Genomic DNA, 16,592 nt, shown 5'->3' on the forward strand with positions numbered 1-16,592 from the left:
AACCTTTGCGGTTTGACAGGTTGTATCTATCTGTAGTAGAATTAATTCGATACAGGAGGGATTACAACATGAGAATTCATAAGACAAACAAACGATATGTATCGTCTGTTGTTGCTGGATTGATTGTAACGGCTGTTACCATGGCCGGTTTTAACTATAATGATAAAACCGTAACCGTAATGGTTGATGGGGCAGCACACACTGTTAGAACGCATTTAAATTCTAACGAAGGTATCGTTCGTGATGCCGGGGTTAAATTGAATCCAAAAGATAAAGTTATTTCTGATTCTACATCAATTCAAAACGGTACAACATTAACAGTCGTAAGAGCTGTTCCGGTTTATGTTACCGTGAATGGCAGGACACGTGCAGTCATGACTACACAGAATACGGCGCAAGCTTTGGCTGATGAATTAGGTTTCAAAACACCTAATTATGCGGTTCTAGGTGATAGCGACGGTGCTATCACGAGCGGTAGTCATATTTCTATTGCACCGGTTACCAGTCGCTCAGTTTCTAATGTAGATAAAGAAATTGAGGTACAGGTTATTCGTCAAAAAGATGACACAATGGCATTAGGTGAAGAAGAAGTTGTACAAGTAGGTCAACCTGGGTTGGAACGCGTACAACGCGAAACTTTATATAGTAACGGATCCGTCATTAAAACTAATGATGTATCTACTTCTACACAACGGGAAATGGTTCCGACCATCATTAAAGAAGGTACTCGTGAAGTTACAACATCTCGTAATATAGCCGGTCGTGCATCTCGTGCCATTGTTATGGAAGCATCCGCTTACTTAGCCGGTGATGGTGACGGTTACGGTATTACTGCAACAGGCGTACCTGCGGTTCGCGGTATTGCGGCTGTAGACCCTGATGTAATTCCATTGGGAACACGTTTATTTATACCTGGTTACGGTGAAGCCGTTGCTGCCGATACAGGCGGTGCCATTGTAGGTAATCGTATAGACCTTGTTATGGACTCCTACGGAGAAGCGATGGATTTTGGTCGTCAAGACGTTACAGTATACGTATTAGATTAAAATATACATAATAAAACGGATATATCCTTAAGGATATATCCGTTTTTGTGTTCTATTAATCCTCTACATAGGGTAATAGATATTCATATTCTGATCCTTTTAACTTTTCTTTCGGTATAAAACGCAATGCGGATCCGTTGATACAATAGCGCAAAGAACCGTTTGGCCCGTCTTCAAAAACATGTCCTAAATGGGCGTTGCCGATGCGGCTACGTACTTCGATACGATTCATACCATGAGAGGTATCCCGGTAATAACGTATGACATCTTTGGCAATCGGTTTTGTAAAGCTTGGCCAACCGCAGTGTGAATCGAATTTATGGGCTGATACAAAGAGAGGTTCACCTGACGTAATATCCACGTAGATACCGGATTTAAACTCATCGGTCAATTCATGGCTGAAAGGTGGATCTGTGGCCGCATTCTGCGTAACTTCGTATTCCTGAGACGTTAGTGTTTCCAACTCATTCTGAGTCGGTTTCGTATAAGCTGTATCGTCGATAAGAGGTTCTAGCGATAAGCCGAGTGGAATATGGCAATATCCTGTTGGATTCTTATCTAAATAATCCTGATGGTATTCTTCGGCGGAATAATAATTTTCTAGCGGTAATACCTCGATAGCAAATGGTTTACTTTCGAAGGACTGTGCACGAGCCAAGGTGGCATCGATAATGTTTCTGTCCTCCATAACGGTGTAATAAATGCCTGTACGATATTGAATTCCTTCATCGCCGCCTTGTTTGTTAATACTGAATGGATCGATGGCACGCAAGAAATATTGAATTAAATGGTCTAAGGATAAGGTGTCCTCGTCGAAGACGACTTTAAGTGCTTCCACGTGGCCGCTATCGTGGCATACCTCTTCATAGGTGGGGTTGGAGGTTGGACCGTTGGCATAGCCGACTTCGGTAGAAATAACACCTTTTATCTTGCGAATATAGGCCTGTAGGCCCCAAAAACAGCCACCACCTAAATAGATTGTATGTTCTTTCATATTAGTTACCCCATACTTCGTGGGCTATTTCCTTTACTAAGGCTAGTTTAGCCCATTGTTCATCCTCTGTTAATTGGTTGCCGATTTCACAGGATGCAAAGCCGCATTGAGGGGAGAGGCATAAACGTTCTAATGGAATATATTTTGTCGCTTCCTGAATGCGTTTTTTTATAACTTCTTTATCTTCCAGTTGAGGACGTTTTGTTGTAATAAGACCGAGGACTACTTTTTTGTGGTCCGATACTTCACGTAACGGTTCAAAGCCGCCGGAACGGTCGTCATCGAATTCTAAATAATATGCGTCCACATTTTCCTGGCCGAAAAGAATCGGTGCAATCGGTTCGTATCCGCCGCTTGCAGCCCAGGTGGAATTGTAATTACCCCGGCATACATGCGTGGTGAATGCTAAATCCTTAGGACGTCCTTCTAAGGCGAGGTTATTAAGACGCAAGTATTTTACCGTTTCTCCCTCGATTGTAACGCTTTTATCCTTTTGGCGACCTGTCCAGTAGGTATGATCGCAGCACATACCCCATGTACAATCATCGAACTGGATGTTGCGACAGCCTGCATCGTACAGATCTTTAATTACTTGTCGATATGCGGCGGCGATATCTTGAATTAACTCTTCTAAATCAGGATAGAAAGACCGGGTTGTGATACCGTTATCTTCGCGGAATAGCTCGGCTAAAAATTGAGACGGTGCCGGAATCGTCTGGCGTGCCGTGGTATGTTCATCTTCGAATTGTTTGACAAATTTGAAATGTTCTACAAATGGATGATTGGTTCCTGTAATTTTGCCGGTCAGTGCGAGTGACCCCGGTGCGGTTTCCTGTCCATGGAATTTATAGCCGTGCTCCAATTCGATTTCCTTGACGCCGTTAAAACCCCACATAAAATCAAGATGCCAATAAGCACGGCGGAATTCGCCATCCGTAATGACCGGTAACCCCGCGGCTTTTTGTTTTTTGATAAGATCTGTGATGAGTCGATTTTCAACTTCTGTTAATTCGTCATGCGTGATAGAACCTTTTGTAAAAGCTTCACGTGCTTCTTTCAGTTCTGCAGGACGTAGAAACGATCCTACAATATCAAAATGAAATGGTGCTAGTTGTTTGGACATAATTGACCTCCTTATATAAACGGTATAACCGATAATTTCGATAGGTTTATTATAACGAAGGTTATCGATATACAAAAATATAAATATAGTGAGGTTCAATATAACTTCAAACTATAGCATCAGGATTCTTCCGTTGTCGGTAGTTGAATATGTTTTCCGTAGTTGCTTACATATTGCTCCAAGGCCTGAATGTACTCTTGACCTAATCGGCTGCGTTGCATTTTATTATTTGTAATGTAACCGATATGCATAATACCTTCTTCGGAGAGAGGAACGGAGATGATGTTTTCACCGTTAATTTCTTCATCGATAACACCGCTAGATACCGTATAGCCGTCGAGCCCGATAAGAAGGCTGAATAGAGAAGCTCTATCGCGCACGCGGATGTGTTTTGGGCGAACTACGGTGCTGAAAATCTCCTCTGAGAAATAGAAGGAATTATGATCCCCTTGTTCGAATGAAAGATAGGGATATTCTTCTAATTCATCCATGGATACGCTTGGTTTATGTGCCAACGGATGATTCTTGCTGATAAAAATATGAGGATGCGCTCTGAATAGTTCCGTAAAGGTCAACTCATTCGTGTGGATGAGCTTTTCCAGTACAGGACGGTTAAAATCATTGTAGAAAAGCAATCCTATTTCACTTTTCATATGAGCCACGTCATCGATGATTTCATAGGTTTGTGTTTCTCGTAGCGATACGTCGTATTGGTCGATACCGGCACCTTTCAATAGTTCTATAAACGCACTGACTGCAAATGAGTAATGTTGTGTGGAAACGGAAAATTGCTTCTTGCCGCCTCCCTGGCTTTTGTATTGTTCCTCCAACAGCGCAGCCTGTTCCAAGACCTGGCGCGCATAGCCTAAGAAGCGTTCACCTTCTTTGGAAACGGTAATACCCTTATTGGTACGATCGAAGATGGTAATTCCCATTTCCCGTTCCAGTTCCTTGATAGCCTTTGTCAAGCTCGGCTGAGAAACGAATAGTCGTTTGGCAGCTTCGCTGATACTGCCGATATTTGCGATTGTAGTTACGTATTTTAATTGTTGTAGAGTCAAAGCAGTTCTCCTTTTATTCTATTATATTATTAATAGTAAACGATTCCATGTATTTAAGCAATGTTCTATATGTGTTACAATGGACTAACAGAATGAGGAGGGACTATGCTGAAACAAGTCATCGTTGTAGAAGGAAAATCTGATATACAGCGCATTGCACAGGCTATAGAGGCCGATTGTATAGCTACGGAAGGATTTACATTGCGAAAAGGTGTAATCGATATGATTCGCATCGCTTATGAAAAGCGGGGCATTATTATATTAACCGATCCGGATACGGCGGGGGAGCGTATCCGTCGTGTACTGACGAAAAAATTCCCTCGCGCTCAACACGCTTTTGTGCCACGAGATGAGGCTTTTGCAAATGATGATATCGGTATAGAACAGGCTTCACCCGAATCCATTAGAAAGGCCCTATCCACACTACATGTGGAATCGCTGGAGTCATCTGACGAATTTTGTATGGCTGATCTAGTGCGATATGGATTATCCGGAGCTCCTGACAGTGCTTCACAACGTGCGGCGGTAGGAGCGAAACTCGGTATCGGTTATGGTAATGCAAAGCAATTCATATACCGTCTTAATCATTATGGTATATCTCGTGAGGCCTATGAAGAGGCCGTGAATAGTTTATGACAGGAGACAGAATGTTAGAATCAGTAATTGCAAGCCCGAAAGTCGTGCACTATATATGCAAGCGTTTTGATATTAAGATGAGTAAAAAGCTGGGGCAAAACTTTCTTATCAAACGCGGTATTGTTGATGAAATCGTTCATGCTGCTGACTTAACACCCGGTGATCCTGTTCTGGAGGTCGGTCCCGGTATAGGCACATTGACTCAAGGTTTGGCTCAAAGTGGCGCCGATGTGACGGCTATCGAACTTGATCGCCGTTTATTAGAAGTCCTCGATACTACGTTAGGATCTTATGATAATGTACGAATTGTACACGGCGATGTGTTAAAACTCGATGTTGCAACCATTATGAATCATAAGCCTTTTAAGGTGGTTGCTAATTTACCGTATTACATTACGACTCCGATTATCATGTCTTTACTGGAAAGCAAACTGCCGATCGAACGTTTCGTTGTAATGGTTCAAAAAGAGGTTGCCTTGCGGATGGTGGCAAAACCGGGTACAAAGGATTACGGGGCGCTATCTGTAGCGGTTCAATATTATACGGAACCGGATATTGTTCTCGATGTGCCGCCGAAATCTTTTTTGCCGGCTCCGGCGGTTACCAGTTCTGTTATTCGTTGCGTATTGCGCAATAAACCGCCTGTGGATGTGGTTGATGAACGTTTATTTTTCCGTGTTGTGAAAGCCGGTTTTGCACAACGTCGAAAAACCTTTGCAAATACGATGCGTACCACGGGACTTTTAAAGGAACAGATTGAGGTAATCTTATCAAAGGCCGGTATTGACGGTCAGAGAAGAGGCGAGACCTTCAGTCTTCAAGAATTTGCCGATGTGGCAAATGCATGGGCTGAGCTATAAGAAATGAATAAGCCCTCCTGATGTTAGAATTTAATTAATCTAACATCAGGAGGGCTATTTATTATGGCAAGGTGATTAACTATCAATCAGGGGGATAAAATGTGTTGCAAATTTAACCTTATGAATTAAAAAAGATGTACTAAAAAAGCCCCGAAGGGCTTTTTTAGTACAGAATACCTGCCATTGAAGTAATGATAATGGCGTTTGCAAAGTCGATCAAGAATGCACCTACAAGGGAAACTACGAGCCATGCACGCGGGGAGGGACCATGTTTACTTGCCAAGGACAACATGTTAACCAATGCATTCGGCGTCGCACCCAAACCGAAGCCGATCGCACCGGCGCCGAGCATAACGGAATCGTAGTTGCGACCGAATAAAAGGTAGATAAGGTACGCAAAAATTACGATAAGAGCCATCTGTGCCAATAGGATGGAAATGAGAGGCAATGCGAGGTTGATTAACTGCACGAGCTTCAAGCTGTTGATCGCCATCGTTACGAATAAGGATAGAGCTACATTGGATACAGCATCAAGCGCGGTATCGTTGATTTTGTATGATTTTGTGAAATCACCGAAGTTACGAATGATTGCGGCACAAATCATAGCGCCGATATATGCCGGTAATGGAGTGAGGATTGATAATCCTGCACTGATGATGGTGCCGATGCCTAAGGCGAGACCGATCCACATACAGATGGTCAACAAATCCTGTGCACTGAATTGTTTTCCGCCACCTTCGACGTGATCTTCGATATAATCAATACCTTCATCATCCATAGACTCAGGGCTTTCATAAGGTGTTTTCACATTGTGTGTCTTGATAATACGTTCTCCGACAGGGGCACCGAGAATGGTTCCGGCCACCATACCGAATGTCGCAGCAGCTACAGCGGCTGAAGCAGTACCTGGAATACCGAGTAATTCTTCAAAGTATGGGCCGAAGGCACCGGCTGTACCGAGACCGCCCATCATGGATACGGATCCGGCCATGATACCGATGATAGGCTCAACGCCGAGTGCTTTAGCAATAAGGATACCTGTTGTATTCTGAACGACGATCCAGACGGCACAAGCAATGAAGAAGAAGATAATGAAAATACCGCCCTTTTTTAAGACCTTTAATGAAGCCATCAAACCGATGGTCGTAAAGAAGGCTAACATTAAAAAGGTTTGTAGAGAACTTTCAAAGGTGATGTTTAAAATTTTATAATATGAAAGAATAGCAGTTAAAAATGCAAATGGTAAGGCCCCTACAGCTGGTGCAGGCATACACATACGTTGTAAAATCCTGGAATGTTTGTTAATCCAAGTACCTATAAATAATGTAATAATGGCAAGGCCTACAGTCTGATACATGGACAAGTTGAGGGTCCATACGTCATTAACTAACTTTAGGTCAATCAGTGGCATAAAATCACTCCTTTTAATAATAATATATTTTTATTTTATCATGAATAAATACGAAAATACTATAGAATTTATATAGTATACAAATTTTGTATATTAAATATACATTTGTCATAATAAAGATCAAATAGAATTTTTATTTTTGAAAACAGATTACCGGAAATGAAGCAGTTAAATGATAATAACTCATGATATAGATGACTTATTAACATGAATCATACCATAATTATTCGACGTTATAAATAGATTTTCCTGCTAGAAAAATAAAAATCACGGAATATAGTATACGTTCTGTTATAAACGTATACGTATTCCGTGATTATAGCTTTCACGATAGAGGTAGTATTTAGAATTGCATATCCTCGTGTATTCCGAGTAAGGTGTTATACCTCATTATGTAATTTGGGTGTCGTTAAAAATACTACGTCGGGATTACGTTCCTGAACCCAGCCCATCTGCCATTCGTTGGAGATGAGCACTACGGTACGGTCGCGATTGTCTTTCACAATCATCGCATTGTCTACACCTTTTAAGGTGGCGATATCTACATCGCCGTCAATCCAGCGGGCTACGCTGTACGGTAATGTATGATTTAAAAGATCTACACCGTATTCATTTTTAAGTCGGTATTCCAATACTTCAAATTGAAGCATACCTACGGCACCGACAACGAAGGAGTCAAGAGCACCCGGCTGTTCGAAGATTTGAACGGCACCTTCTTGAGCAAGTTGTGTCATCCCTTTTTGGAACTGTTTACGTTTCATCGTATCCTTCGGAGATACACGGGCAAAGAATTCCGGTGGGAATACGGGAAAGTCACCAAAGGTTACCTTGTGCTTCGGTGTACATAGAGTATCACCGACCCCCATGGTTCCCGCATCAAATACACCGATGATATCGCCCGGGTACGCATTCTCCACGATGGTTCGCTCAGTAGCGAGGAATTGCTGCGGTTGTGATAGGCGAATGGTTTTGTTAGACTGGCGATGTAATACGGACATGCCTTTTTCAAATTGGCCGGAGCAGATACGCATAAATACGATGCGGTCATGGTGATTTGGATCCATGTTAGCCTGGATTTTGAATACCAAGGCGGAGAAGTCTTCGCTCGTTGGCTGTACCGTTTCTTCGATGGCTTCACGTGGAGCCGGAGATGGGGCGAGTTCCAAGAATTTTTCCAAGAACGGCTTAACCCCGAAATTTGTCATGGCGGATCCGAAGAACATCGGCGTCAGTTCGCCGGCGCGAACTTTATCAAAATCAAACGGATCGCCGGCTACATCGAGCAGTTCAATATCATCGAGGAGGGCCTGATATACCTCAGTGCCCAATAATTCTTTCATACGCGGATCATCGAGAGCGCCTTTTTCAGAGGCTAATTTCTCCTGCCCATGTGTTTCGTCCTTGGCGAAGAGCTCGATCGTTTCATGTTCTCTGTCATATACGCCCTTGTACTCACCGTTGATGCCGATGGGCCAGTTCATAGGACAGGTGCGAATGCCGAGAACGTTTTCAATCTCCTCCATCAGGTCAAACGGGTTACGTCCGAAATGGTCAATCTTATTGACGAATGTAAAAATTGGAATACCGCGTTCTTTAGATACGGCAAATAGTTTCTTTGTTTGCGCTTCGACGCCTTTTGCCACGTCGATGAGCATGACTGCACTGTCGGCGGCCATTAATGTGCGATACGTATCCTCCGAAAAGTCCTGGTGACCGGGTGTATCGAGGATGTTGACGCGACAGCCGTCGTAGTCGAATTGTAATACGGAACTCGTTACGGAGATACCGCGCTGTTTTTCGATTTCCATCCAGTCGGACACGGCATGCTTGGCGGTCTTTCTGGATTTTACGGAACCGGCTAGATGGATAGCACCGCCGTATAACAGTAATTTTTCTGTCAGTGTAGTTTTACCCGCATCCGGGTGAGATATGATAGCAAACGTGCGACGTCGTTGCACTTCTTCTAAAAATGTCATGGTTCACCTCTATTTTATGTTTGTGAAAGCTTTTTTCTTTTAAATGAGGATATTCATATCTTTCACATCTTTAAAATTATACATGATTTTGGTAGTTATGACTATTAAATTGTAGTATAATTAAATTTCTTAGAACGGTATCAAACTATGCCGTAAATTGATGTTAAGGAGGGGCCCATGCGGTTATTTATTGCGGAAAAGCCGTCGATGGCACGGGAAATCAGTAAATGCCTGCCGGAAAATAAAAATATACAGAAACGCAACGGTTATTTCATTCAAGGTGATGATGTGGTTACGTGGGTTGTGGGACATGTACTGCATCAGGCCGAACCGGGTGATTATGATGAAAAATATATTCGCTGGCGCCCTCAGGATTTACCCATCGTTCCGAAGGAATGGAAGCTGCTAATCACCGACAGCAGTCGGCAACAGTTCGAGACGGTAAAAGAATTGATCGGGAAAGCCGATATCATTGTCAATGCAGGTGACCCGGATCGAGAAGGTCAGCTACTCGTTGATGAGGTCCTGTATTTTGTAGGAAATACAAAGCCGGTACAGCGTATCTTATTAAATGCGCTGGATGAAAAATCAGTCAAAGCCGCATTGAATGATTTGCGTGATAATAAGGACTTTCACAATCTATATCAATCGGCCCTTGCCCGTGCCCGTGCGGACTGGCTGATCGGTATGAATTTATCTCGTGCGTATACCTTGTCGGAGCGGTATAAGGGGCATAAAGTAACCTTGCCTATCGGTCGTGTCAAAACGCCTACATTGGCCCTTGTGGTTCGACGGGAACGGGAATTGGCCGCATTTAAGCCGATTGATTATTTTACGGTCAAAATTTTATACACCCATCCGAACGGTATATTTTGGGCGACATGGCAGCCGACGGATGAACAGAAGGGACTTGATCCCGATGGGCGCCTTATCAATAAGGCTGTAGCGGATGAACTGATTAATCGTCTTCAGGCCGGTCCGGAAGGTGTTGTCAAGTCCGTTACAAAGTCGAAGAAGAAAGATGTACAACGGTTGCCCCTGTCCTTGTCATCATTACAGGTATTGGCGGGAAAGGCTTTTTTTTATGATCCGCAGACAGTACTCGATACGGCGCAGAAGCTGTACGAAAAGAAATTGACCACGTATCCCCGGTCGGATTGTGAATATTTACCGCCCAATCAATATGGAGATCGTATAGCAATCCTCAAGAATTTAGAAAGCTCGGGAGATGAGAAACTATCGAAATGGGCGAGTGGCGCGGATTGTAATATCAGGAGCCGTGCATGGAATGAAAAAAAGATTACGGCCCATCATGCGATTATTCCTACGACGGTGGCGTGTAATGTAACGACTCTATCCGAGGAAGAACGAAATATTTATTTTCTTATCAGTCAAGCTTATTTAGCGCAGTTCTATGGAGAACATGTGTATGAGCAAACAAAAATTACGGTGGAGCAATGCAAGGAAGAGTTTGTTGCCAATGGTCGCGTTGTCATTGAAGAAGGATGGAAGGGTCTTTATAAACGGCAGAAATCAAAATCATCCTCAGATAATAGCGATGAGCCGGATCTGACTGATGAAAGCGGCGCGGAGGCTTCGCCGAAAAAGGATGCTGTTGAAGAGGCGGATCATTTGCCGGCTGTAAAGAAAAACGATACGGTTCAATACACGGATTCGACCATTGATGCGAAGCAGACGAAACCGCCATCTCGCTTTACGCCGTCTACGCTGTTACAGGCGATGAAAGAGATCCATAAATTTGTTAAGAATGAAGATTTAAAGAAGCAGTTAAAGGCTGTGTCCGGTATCGGTACAGAAGCGACGAGGGCGAATATTATCGATGAGCTCATCAGTCGCGGCTTTATGAAGACATCGGGGAAAAAACAGGTTCTGTCCCCGACGGAAACGGGGTATCTCTTGGTGGATGCGCTGCCTGACGAATTGCTTTACCCTGACGAAACAGCTGTGTGGGAAGAACGGTTATCCCTCATGAGTGATGGTGAAGATACATTAGACTCTTTTCTTGCGGATCAAATTAAATTTTTACAGCATTTGATTGATAAGCTGGGATTTGATAAACAGGTCTCTTCTGGACAAATGATGCCTAATGTGGTGCGGACCATATCGAATCAAAATCGAAAGAGGCCTTTGGATAACAGCTCAACGGATATATCTAAATTGCCGATCTGTCCTTTGTGCAAAAAGGGTCATTTACAGCGAAAGAACGGTAAATTCGGGGCATTCCTGGGATGCACCAACTATCCGGAATGTCGTTACACGCAACCGGTGGGAGGCAATCAGGCCGAACAGGATATGAATATTGATGTACCTGAGGAGAGTAGGGTTTATAAATGTCCTCGTTGTCAGAAAGGATACTTTGTAAAGCAGGAAAACGGTGGTCGCATAAATTGGGTATGCAGCAATCGGTCGGAATGTAGGACACAGTGTTCTGATGTGCATGGAGTGCCCAGTGTATATGCTAATAAATAATATCAATAGTTAATATTTTGATGGTCTACATTTAGTTGGCATCTTTTTATATAAAAGATATTTAACATTACATGTTCTTGTTATTTAGTTTTATTTAAATAGAATAATAAACAAAGCGCGTGCAGCTCAGCTGTACGCGCTTTTGTGTTATATAAAAGGGTTTATCTTCGTTTGCCGCGACGTCCTGTTTGACTGCTAGACGTACGCCGTTGTCGCGTGTTAGAACCCTTATGACCTCTAGCTTTGTGTGCTTTTGCTTTTGTAGACTGGTAGGTGCTGGTAATTTTAGGTTTTGCTACAGTTTTACCTCGTTTAGGTGCGACTCCGGCATTTCCTTTAGTTTTAATCTGCCCGTCTTTAGTATATTTGGTAAGGGTTGCCTGAATAGCTCGTTCGATACGGCGCAACCAAGGTTCATCTTGTGGTGTAGCAAAGGTAACGGCTATGCCGGAATTTCCGGCGCGACCGGTACGGCCGATACGGTGGATATAGTAGTCCACATCGTGCGGTACATCGTAATTGTATACATGGGTAATCCCTTCGATATCAATGCCGCGTGCGGCTATATCCGTTGCGACCAGAATTTGTGTTTTTGCTTTTGCGAAGTCTCTCAAAATTTGAGTGCGTCGTCCTTGTGTTAAATCACCGTGCATTTCAGCGATATTAAGACCCGCAGCGGTTAATTCATATGAAAGGCGAACAGCGCCTTCCCGTTTATTACAGAAGACAATCGCTAAAAAAGGATTGTCCTGTTCAATCATCTGAATGAGACGGTTTGTTTTCTCTTCTGGATTCATCATATACACTCGCTGGTCGATGGCATCTAATGTAATATGTTTACCTTCTGCCGTTACCGATACGGGTTTTGACATGTATGCTTTAGCTAAGTTTCTGATTTTATCCGGAATGGTAGCGGAGAAGAGCAGCAGTTGACGGTTTGCGTCGGTTTCTCCGATTAGCTTTTCTATATCCGGTAAGAACCCCATGTGTAACATTTGATCCGCTTCATCCAATACGATACGACGGACGGAGTTTAGATGGAGAGATCCTCGATTAGCGTGGTCCAATAGACGACCAGGTGTACCTAAGATAACTTGTGGACGTCTGCCGAGCTGTTGTAATTGACTCTCGATGGTTTTGCCGCCGATGAGTGGGAGAATATCCACGTTTAACACAGAACCTATTAATTTAGCTTCATCGGAGAGTTGTTTTACCAGCTCTCTTGTCGGTGCGATAATTAGAACTTGCTCCTGATGTATGTCTGTGTGGACACGTTGCAAAATCGGCAATAGAAACGCTAATGTTTTACCTGTACCTGTTTGAGCTTTTGCAATGATGTCATTGCCTTTGAAGACGATAGGAATCGATTGTTCTTGGATGGGAGTAGGTTCTTTTATACCTTGTTTCTGTAGTGCCGTGATCAGTTCATCACAGACGCCTAGGGATTTGAAAGATTTCATATATCGTCCTTTCTATCATAAATATTATAGTAATTATACCTTAATATCTTAAATACGAGCAAATTACGCATCATATTGAGAATATAAATCTAGTGAAAATCAATAGTTAAAAAGATTATAAACAAATAAATGAGAATTTACAAAAGTTTTTCTTTATGAATTATAACAGTAAAACTCAATTAGTCGATTGTTTAGTAGTCTCATAAACGCCATAAATTGATTGACTTCACCTGTGCTTAATAGTATGAAATTAAAATTAATATCATATTATTTATGATAAATTGTTATCAATGTATATTAGAAATTAATTATAAAATTGATAATAATTGTTGAAATTAATCTTTAGAATGATATAATTATTTAGGATATTAATACGCATTTATTATCATATGTGATTAATATGAGGTTGTTAGGTACAATAATTAGGAGGTGTCGTATGGCTATCAAAAAGCTGAAGGACATGAAGGTCGGTGAATCTGGCGTTATTTCTGCACTACATGGCAGCGGTAATGTAAAACATCGTCTCATCGATATGGGTCTTGTACATGGTACAAAGATTCATGTTATGAAATTTGCCCCATTGGGCGATCCCGTAGAAATCAAAGTGAAAAACTTTGAACTAGCACTTCGCATAAATGAAGCGGGTATGATTGATGTAGAGGTTCAATAGGAGGTCCAAATGGCAGATAATGGGAGAATTCGCATTGCCTTAGCGGGTAATCCGAACTGTGGTAAGACTACGATCTTTAATAATATCACAGGGGCAAAACAACACGTGGGGAACTACCCGGGTGTTACGGTAGAAAAAAAAGAAGGCCATACGAGCTTTAATGGTCAGGAATTGATGTTTGTTGACTTGCCCGGAACGTATAGTTTGACTGCCCGTTCCATGGATGAGTTGGTTGCGCGTAATGTTATCGTCAATGATGACCCCGATGTAATCGTCAATGTTCTTGATGCATCTAATTTGGAGCGTAATCTTTATTTGGCGGCGCAATTGTTGGAACTTGAAAAACCAATGGTTATCGCTCTAAATATGACTGACGTTGCAGAAGATATGGGCATTAAATACGATATCAAGAAAATGTCCGAATTGACAGGGGCAACCATCGTTAGTACTGTAGGGCGTACAAATATTGGTACGAAAGAATTATTGCAGGCCACTATCGATGTTGCAGCTACCCGTACTGCACCGGGTGTACAGATTAATTATGGCGAATTATTAGAATCTAAAATTGCTGAGCTTGTAGCAGAACTCAAAAAAACGGGTACTGTTACATATCCATTACGTTGGATTGCTATCAAATTATTGGAAAAGGATGCCGACGTTATTGGCAAGGTAATGCGCTTCGATAACACGGAATCAGTTATTGAAAAGGCAAAAGCCATTCGCGAAGAAATCAAGGACCAGGTTGATCTTGATGTCGTATTCCAGGAATATCGACATCGTTTTGCGGTAGACGTATATAATAAATCGTTGACGCAAGCTCCGACACAATTGGAAACACGTTCCGACCGATACGACAAAATTTTGACACATCGCGTGCTCGGTTTACCGATTTTCTTATTGGTAATGTGGTTACTATTTAATATCGTCAATACTGTAGGCGCTATTCCTCAGGGGTGGATTGAGGACGGATTCACCGCATTACAGCAATGGGTTGTTACGGTTGTACCGGAAGGACAGTTACAATCGCTTATTTCTGACGGTATCATCGCCGGTGTAGGTGCCGTATTATCCTTCGTACCTTTGATTCTATTGTTATTCCTAGGTATTTCTTTCTTGGAAGATACCGGTTATATGGCACGTGCAGCATTCGTTATCGACCGTGTCATGCGTGCCTGTGGTTTACATGGTAAATCGTTTATTCCGTTATTGTTAGGCTTCGGCTGTTCCGTACCTTCCGTTATGGGCGCACGTATCCTTGATAACTACAAGGATCGAATGGTAACGATTCTGATTACACCGTTTATGACATGCTCTGCACGACTTCCTGTGTATACATTATTTGCGGCCGCATTCTTTAGTCCTGAAATGGCGGGGACGATTTTATTCTGCATTTATTTTGCAGGTATTATTTTGGGTGTAATTTTTGCTAAGATTTTCCGTAAGTATCTATTTTCCGGGGAAGCGGAACCGTTTGTTATGGAATTGCCTCCATATCATATGCCGACAGTGAAAGCTACGCTTATGCATATGTATGAACGTGCTATCTTATATTTAAAGAAGGCCGGCACATTTATTTTGGCTGCATCCATTTTGGTATGGTTCATCACTTCTTATCCTATGGATGTGGAATATTCCAAAGATTACGATGCGATGCATGAACAAGTAGTGCAGACTTATGAAATGAAGGATGCACAAACATTACAACAATTTGGCATTACAACAGATGATCAAAAGGACGCGGTTGATAAAATTGTAGAAGAAATGAAATCTACAGTAGAAGAGGCTAACAGCGCGGCTGAAGAAGCAGAAGAAGATGCACCTGAAATTGCCGTTGAAGATGATTCTGAAGCTCCTGAGCTATTTAATAGTATTAAAGATGATAATAAAGAATTATTCCCGGCTGCTTGGGCTATGTACAAAAACAGTGCCAACTTAGATGAAGAAAATCAAAAACTTGACGAAGATCAGGCATCTGAGAAATTGGAGCAATCTTATGCAGCTATGTTCGGTAAAGCCATTAATCCGGTTCTCGAGCCATTGGGCTTCGACTGGAAAATCGGCGTAGCTCTTGTAGCTGGTTTAGCGGCGAAAGAAGTCGTTGTCTCCACATTGGGGACAATCTATGCGGTAGGTGGCGATACGGATCATCCGGAAGCTCTGACCACATATATACAAAATGATCAACATTTTACACCGCTGATTGCGTTGACACTGATGCTGTTTGTTTTAATCTATCCACCATGTATTGCGGCATTGGCGGTTATCAAACGTGAAACAGGCTCCTGGAAATGGATGCTTTTCATGTTTTTCTATGAAAATATTTTTGCATGGATTGCATGTTTCATTTTCTATAATGTAGGACGTGCATTAGGTTATTAATATAAGATGCCGTTGTTTACTATGGAATAACCATTCTTCAGAGGCCTATGATTATATTAAATTGAAAATTGCAGTTTAATTATAAGAATTCTGAAATTAGTACTTGATAATTATCAATATTCATGGTTAAATGATAATGAGAAAAGAGAAATATCCGAAAGTATTGCTTTTATCTTATTTATCGATGAATGAATATTGAAAAATTATTGATATTGAGAAAGAAGGTAGTATTATGGATACTCTGATTATAGGGCTCATAGTTATATTAGCATTGGCTTATTTGGGCAATAAGATTTATAAACAAATGTCCGGACAAGGCGGCTGTGGCTGTGGCGGCGGTTCATCCGAATCGTCCGGTAAATCTTCCTGTTGTGGCGGCGGTTGCAGTTGTGACGGGTCCAATAAAGCATTGGGGATCAAGCGCACAGATAAGTAAGCTTTTATAACGATTTTCATGGTAATGAAAGAGGGGTCTCTATAACAGGC

General features: G+C 42.1%; 13 protein-coding genes. 7 read left to right on the top strand and 6 right to left on the bottom strand.

What is annotated here, in order from left to right; genetic code table 11:
* The first annotated feature begins 68 nt into the window (after positions 1 to 68).
* Positions 69 to 1,046: a resuscitation-promoting factor gene (locus VEHSUH05_RS05605; protein ID WP_105090989.1), complete on the top strand. Its 978-nt coding sequence runs from the start codon at positions 69 to 71 to the stop codon at positions 1,044 to 1,046.
* A 55-nt stretch (positions 1,047 to 1,101) separates the two neighbouring features.
* On the opposite strand, the gene msrB is transcribed toward VEHSUH05_RS05605, so the two are convergent.
* The 3 genes from msrB to VEHSUH05_RS05620 all read right to left on the bottom strand — a co-directional run bounded on the left by msrB (position 1,102) and on the right by VEHSUH05_RS05620 (position 4,224).
* Complete coding sequence (gene msrB / locus VEHSUH05_RS05610) at positions 1,102 to 2,040, bottom strand: peptide-methionine (R)-S-oxide reductase MsrB (RefSeq protein ID WP_105090990.1); 939 nt, start codon at positions 2,038 to 2,040, stop codon at positions 1,102 to 1,104.
* A gap of 1 nt (position 2,041) precedes the next feature.
* A complete protein-coding gene (locus tag VEHSUH05_RS05615) occupies positions 2,042 to 3,163 on the bottom strand; it encodes a 5-methyltetrahydropteroyltriglutamate--homocysteine S-methyltransferase (protein WP_105090991.1) in 1,122 nt (373 codons plus the stop codon).
* A gap of 119 nt (positions 3,164 to 3,282) precedes the next feature.
* Positions 3,283 to 4,224: a LysR family transcriptional regulator gene (locus VEHSUH05_RS05620; RefSeq protein ID WP_105090992.1), complete on the bottom strand. Its 942-nt coding sequence runs from the start codon at positions 4,222 to 4,224 to the stop codon at positions 3,283 to 3,285.
* A gap of 105 nt (positions 4,225 to 4,329) precedes the next feature.
* Here VEHSUH05_RS05620 and rnmV point away from each other — a divergent pair, with 105 nt between their 5' ends.
* Positions 4,330 to 4,860, top strand: a complete 531-nt coding sequence (rnmV, locus tag VEHSUH05_RS05625; RefSeq protein WP_105090993.1) for a ribonuclease M5 — start codon at positions 4,330 to 4,332, stop codon at positions 4,858 to 4,860.
* A gap of 11 nt (positions 4,861 to 4,871) precedes the next feature.
* On the top strand, positions 4,872 to 5,720 hold the full coding sequence (gene rsmA / locus VEHSUH05_RS05630) for a 16S rRNA (adenine(1518)-N(6)/adenine(1519)-N(6))-dimethyltransferase RsmA (RefSeq protein ID WP_054674844.1): 849 nt from the start codon (positions 4,872 to 4,874) through the stop codon (positions 5,718 to 5,720).
* Positions 5,721 to 5,883: 163 nt separating this feature from the next.
* Here the strand turns inward: rsmA and VEHSUH05_RS05635 are convergent, their stop codons facing one another.
* Together VEHSUH05_RS05635 and VEHSUH05_RS05640 are read right to left on the bottom strand one after the other, a co-directional pair.
* Positions 5,884 to 7,131, bottom strand: a complete 1,248-nt coding sequence (locus VEHSUH05_RS05635; RefSeq protein ID WP_105090994.1) for a sodium/glutamate symporter — start codon at positions 7,129 to 7,131, stop codon at positions 5,884 to 5,886.
* 380 nt (positions 7,132 to 7,511) lie between these two features.
* Positions 7,512 to 9,107 carry a peptide chain release factor 3 gene (locus VEHSUH05_RS05640; RefSeq protein WP_105090995.1) on the bottom strand — a complete coding sequence of 532 codons (1,596 nt, stop codon included), beginning with the start codon at positions 9,105 to 9,107 and terminating at the stop codon, positions 7,512 to 7,514.
* Between the two features lie 177 nt (positions 9,108 to 9,284).
* On the opposite strand from VEHSUH05_RS05640, the gene VEHSUH05_RS05645 reads away from it, so the two are divergent.
* On the top strand, positions 9,285 to 11,597 hold the full coding sequence (locus VEHSUH05_RS05645) for a DNA topoisomerase 3 (RefSeq protein WP_105090996.1): 2,313 nt from the start codon (positions 9,285 to 9,287) through the stop codon (positions 11,595 to 11,597).
* 161 nt (positions 11,598 to 11,758) lie between these two features.
* On the opposite strand, the gene VEHSUH05_RS05650 is transcribed toward VEHSUH05_RS05645, so the two are convergent.
* Positions 11,759 to 13,057: a DEAD/DEAH box helicase gene (locus VEHSUH05_RS05650; protein WP_105090997.1), complete on the bottom strand. Its 1,299-nt coding sequence runs from the start codon at positions 13,055 to 13,057 to the stop codon at positions 11,759 to 11,761.
* 436 nt (positions 13,058 to 13,493) lie between these two features.
* On the opposite strand from VEHSUH05_RS05650, the gene VEHSUH05_RS05655 reads away from it, so the two are divergent.
* From VEHSUH05_RS05655 to VEHSUH05_RS05665, 3 genes are all read left to right on the top strand, one after another.
* Positions 13,494 to 13,727 (top strand): FeoA family protein, encoded by a 234-nt coding sequence (locus VEHSUH05_RS05655; protein ID WP_105090998.1) that lies wholly within the window; start codon positions 13,494 to 13,496, stop codon positions 13,725 to 13,727.
* Positions 13,728 to 13,736: 9 nt separating this feature from the next.
* Entirely contained in the window at positions 13,737 to 16,106 is a 2,370-nt protein-coding gene (gene feoB, locus VEHSUH05_RS05660) for a ferrous iron transport protein B (protein WP_105090999.1), read from the top strand.
* A gap of 232 nt (positions 16,107 to 16,338) precedes the next feature.
* A complete protein-coding gene (locus tag VEHSUH05_RS05665; protein ID WP_105091000.1) occupies positions 16,339 to 16,542 on the top strand; it encodes a FeoB-associated Cys-rich membrane protein in 204 nt (67 codons plus the stop codon).
* Positions 16,543 to 16,592 lie beyond the last annotated feature (50 nt).

The sequence above is a fragment of the Veillonella denticariosi JCM 15641 genome (genome assembly GCF_002959855.1).
In the GTDB taxonomy this organism is placed as follows: domain Bacteria; phylum Bacillota; class Negativicutes; order Veillonellales; family Veillonellaceae; genus Veillonella; species Veillonella denticariosi.

Excerpts from the sequence above, each read along its gene's own strand:
- VEHSUH05_RS05605 (WP_105090989.1), top strand. The coding sequence starts at position 69 with ATGAGAATTCATAAGACAAACAAACGATATGTATCGTCTGTTGTTGCT.
- msrB (WP_105090990.1), bottom strand. The coding sequence starts at position 2,040 with ATGAAAGAACATACAATCTATTTAGGTGGTGGCTGTTTTTGGGGCCTA.
- VEHSUH05_RS05615 (WP_105090991.1), bottom strand. The coding sequence starts at position 3,163 with ATGTCCAAACAACTAGCACCATTTCATTTTGATATTGTAGGATCGTTT.
- rnmV (WP_105090993.1), top strand. The coding sequence starts at position 4,330 with ATGCTGAAACAAGTCATCGTTGTAGAAGGAAAATCTGATATACAGCGC.
- rsmA (WP_054674844.1), top strand. The coding sequence starts at position 4,872 with ATGTTAGAATCAGTAATTGCAAGCCCGAAAGTCGTGCACTATATATGC.
- VEHSUH05_RS05635 (WP_105090994.1), bottom strand. The coding sequence starts at position 7,131 with ATGCCACTGATTGACCTAAAGTTAGTTAATGACGTATGGACCCTCAAC.
- VEHSUH05_RS05640 (WP_105090995.1), bottom strand. The coding sequence starts at position 9,107 with ATGACATTTTTAGAAGAAGTGCAACGACGTCGCACGTTTGCTATCATA.
- VEHSUH05_RS05645 (WP_105090996.1), top strand. The coding sequence starts at position 9,285 with ATGCGGTTATTTATTGCGGAAAAGCCGTCGATGGCACGGGAAATCAGT.
- VEHSUH05_RS05650 (WP_105090997.1), bottom strand. The coding sequence starts at position 13,057 with ATGAAATCTTTCAAATCCCTAGGCGTCTGTGATGAACTGATCACGGCA.
- VEHSUH05_RS05655 (WP_105090998.1), top strand. The coding sequence starts at position 13,494 with ATGGCTATCAAAAAGCTGAAGGACATGAAGGTCGGTGAATCTGGCGTT.
- feoB (WP_105090999.1), top strand. The coding sequence starts at position 13,737 with ATGGCAGATAATGGGAGAATTCGCATTGCCTTAGCGGGTAATCCGAAC.
- VEHSUH05_RS05665 (WP_105091000.1), top strand. The coding sequence starts at position 16,339 with ATGGATACTCTGATTATAGGGCTCATAGTTATATTAGCATTGGCTTAT.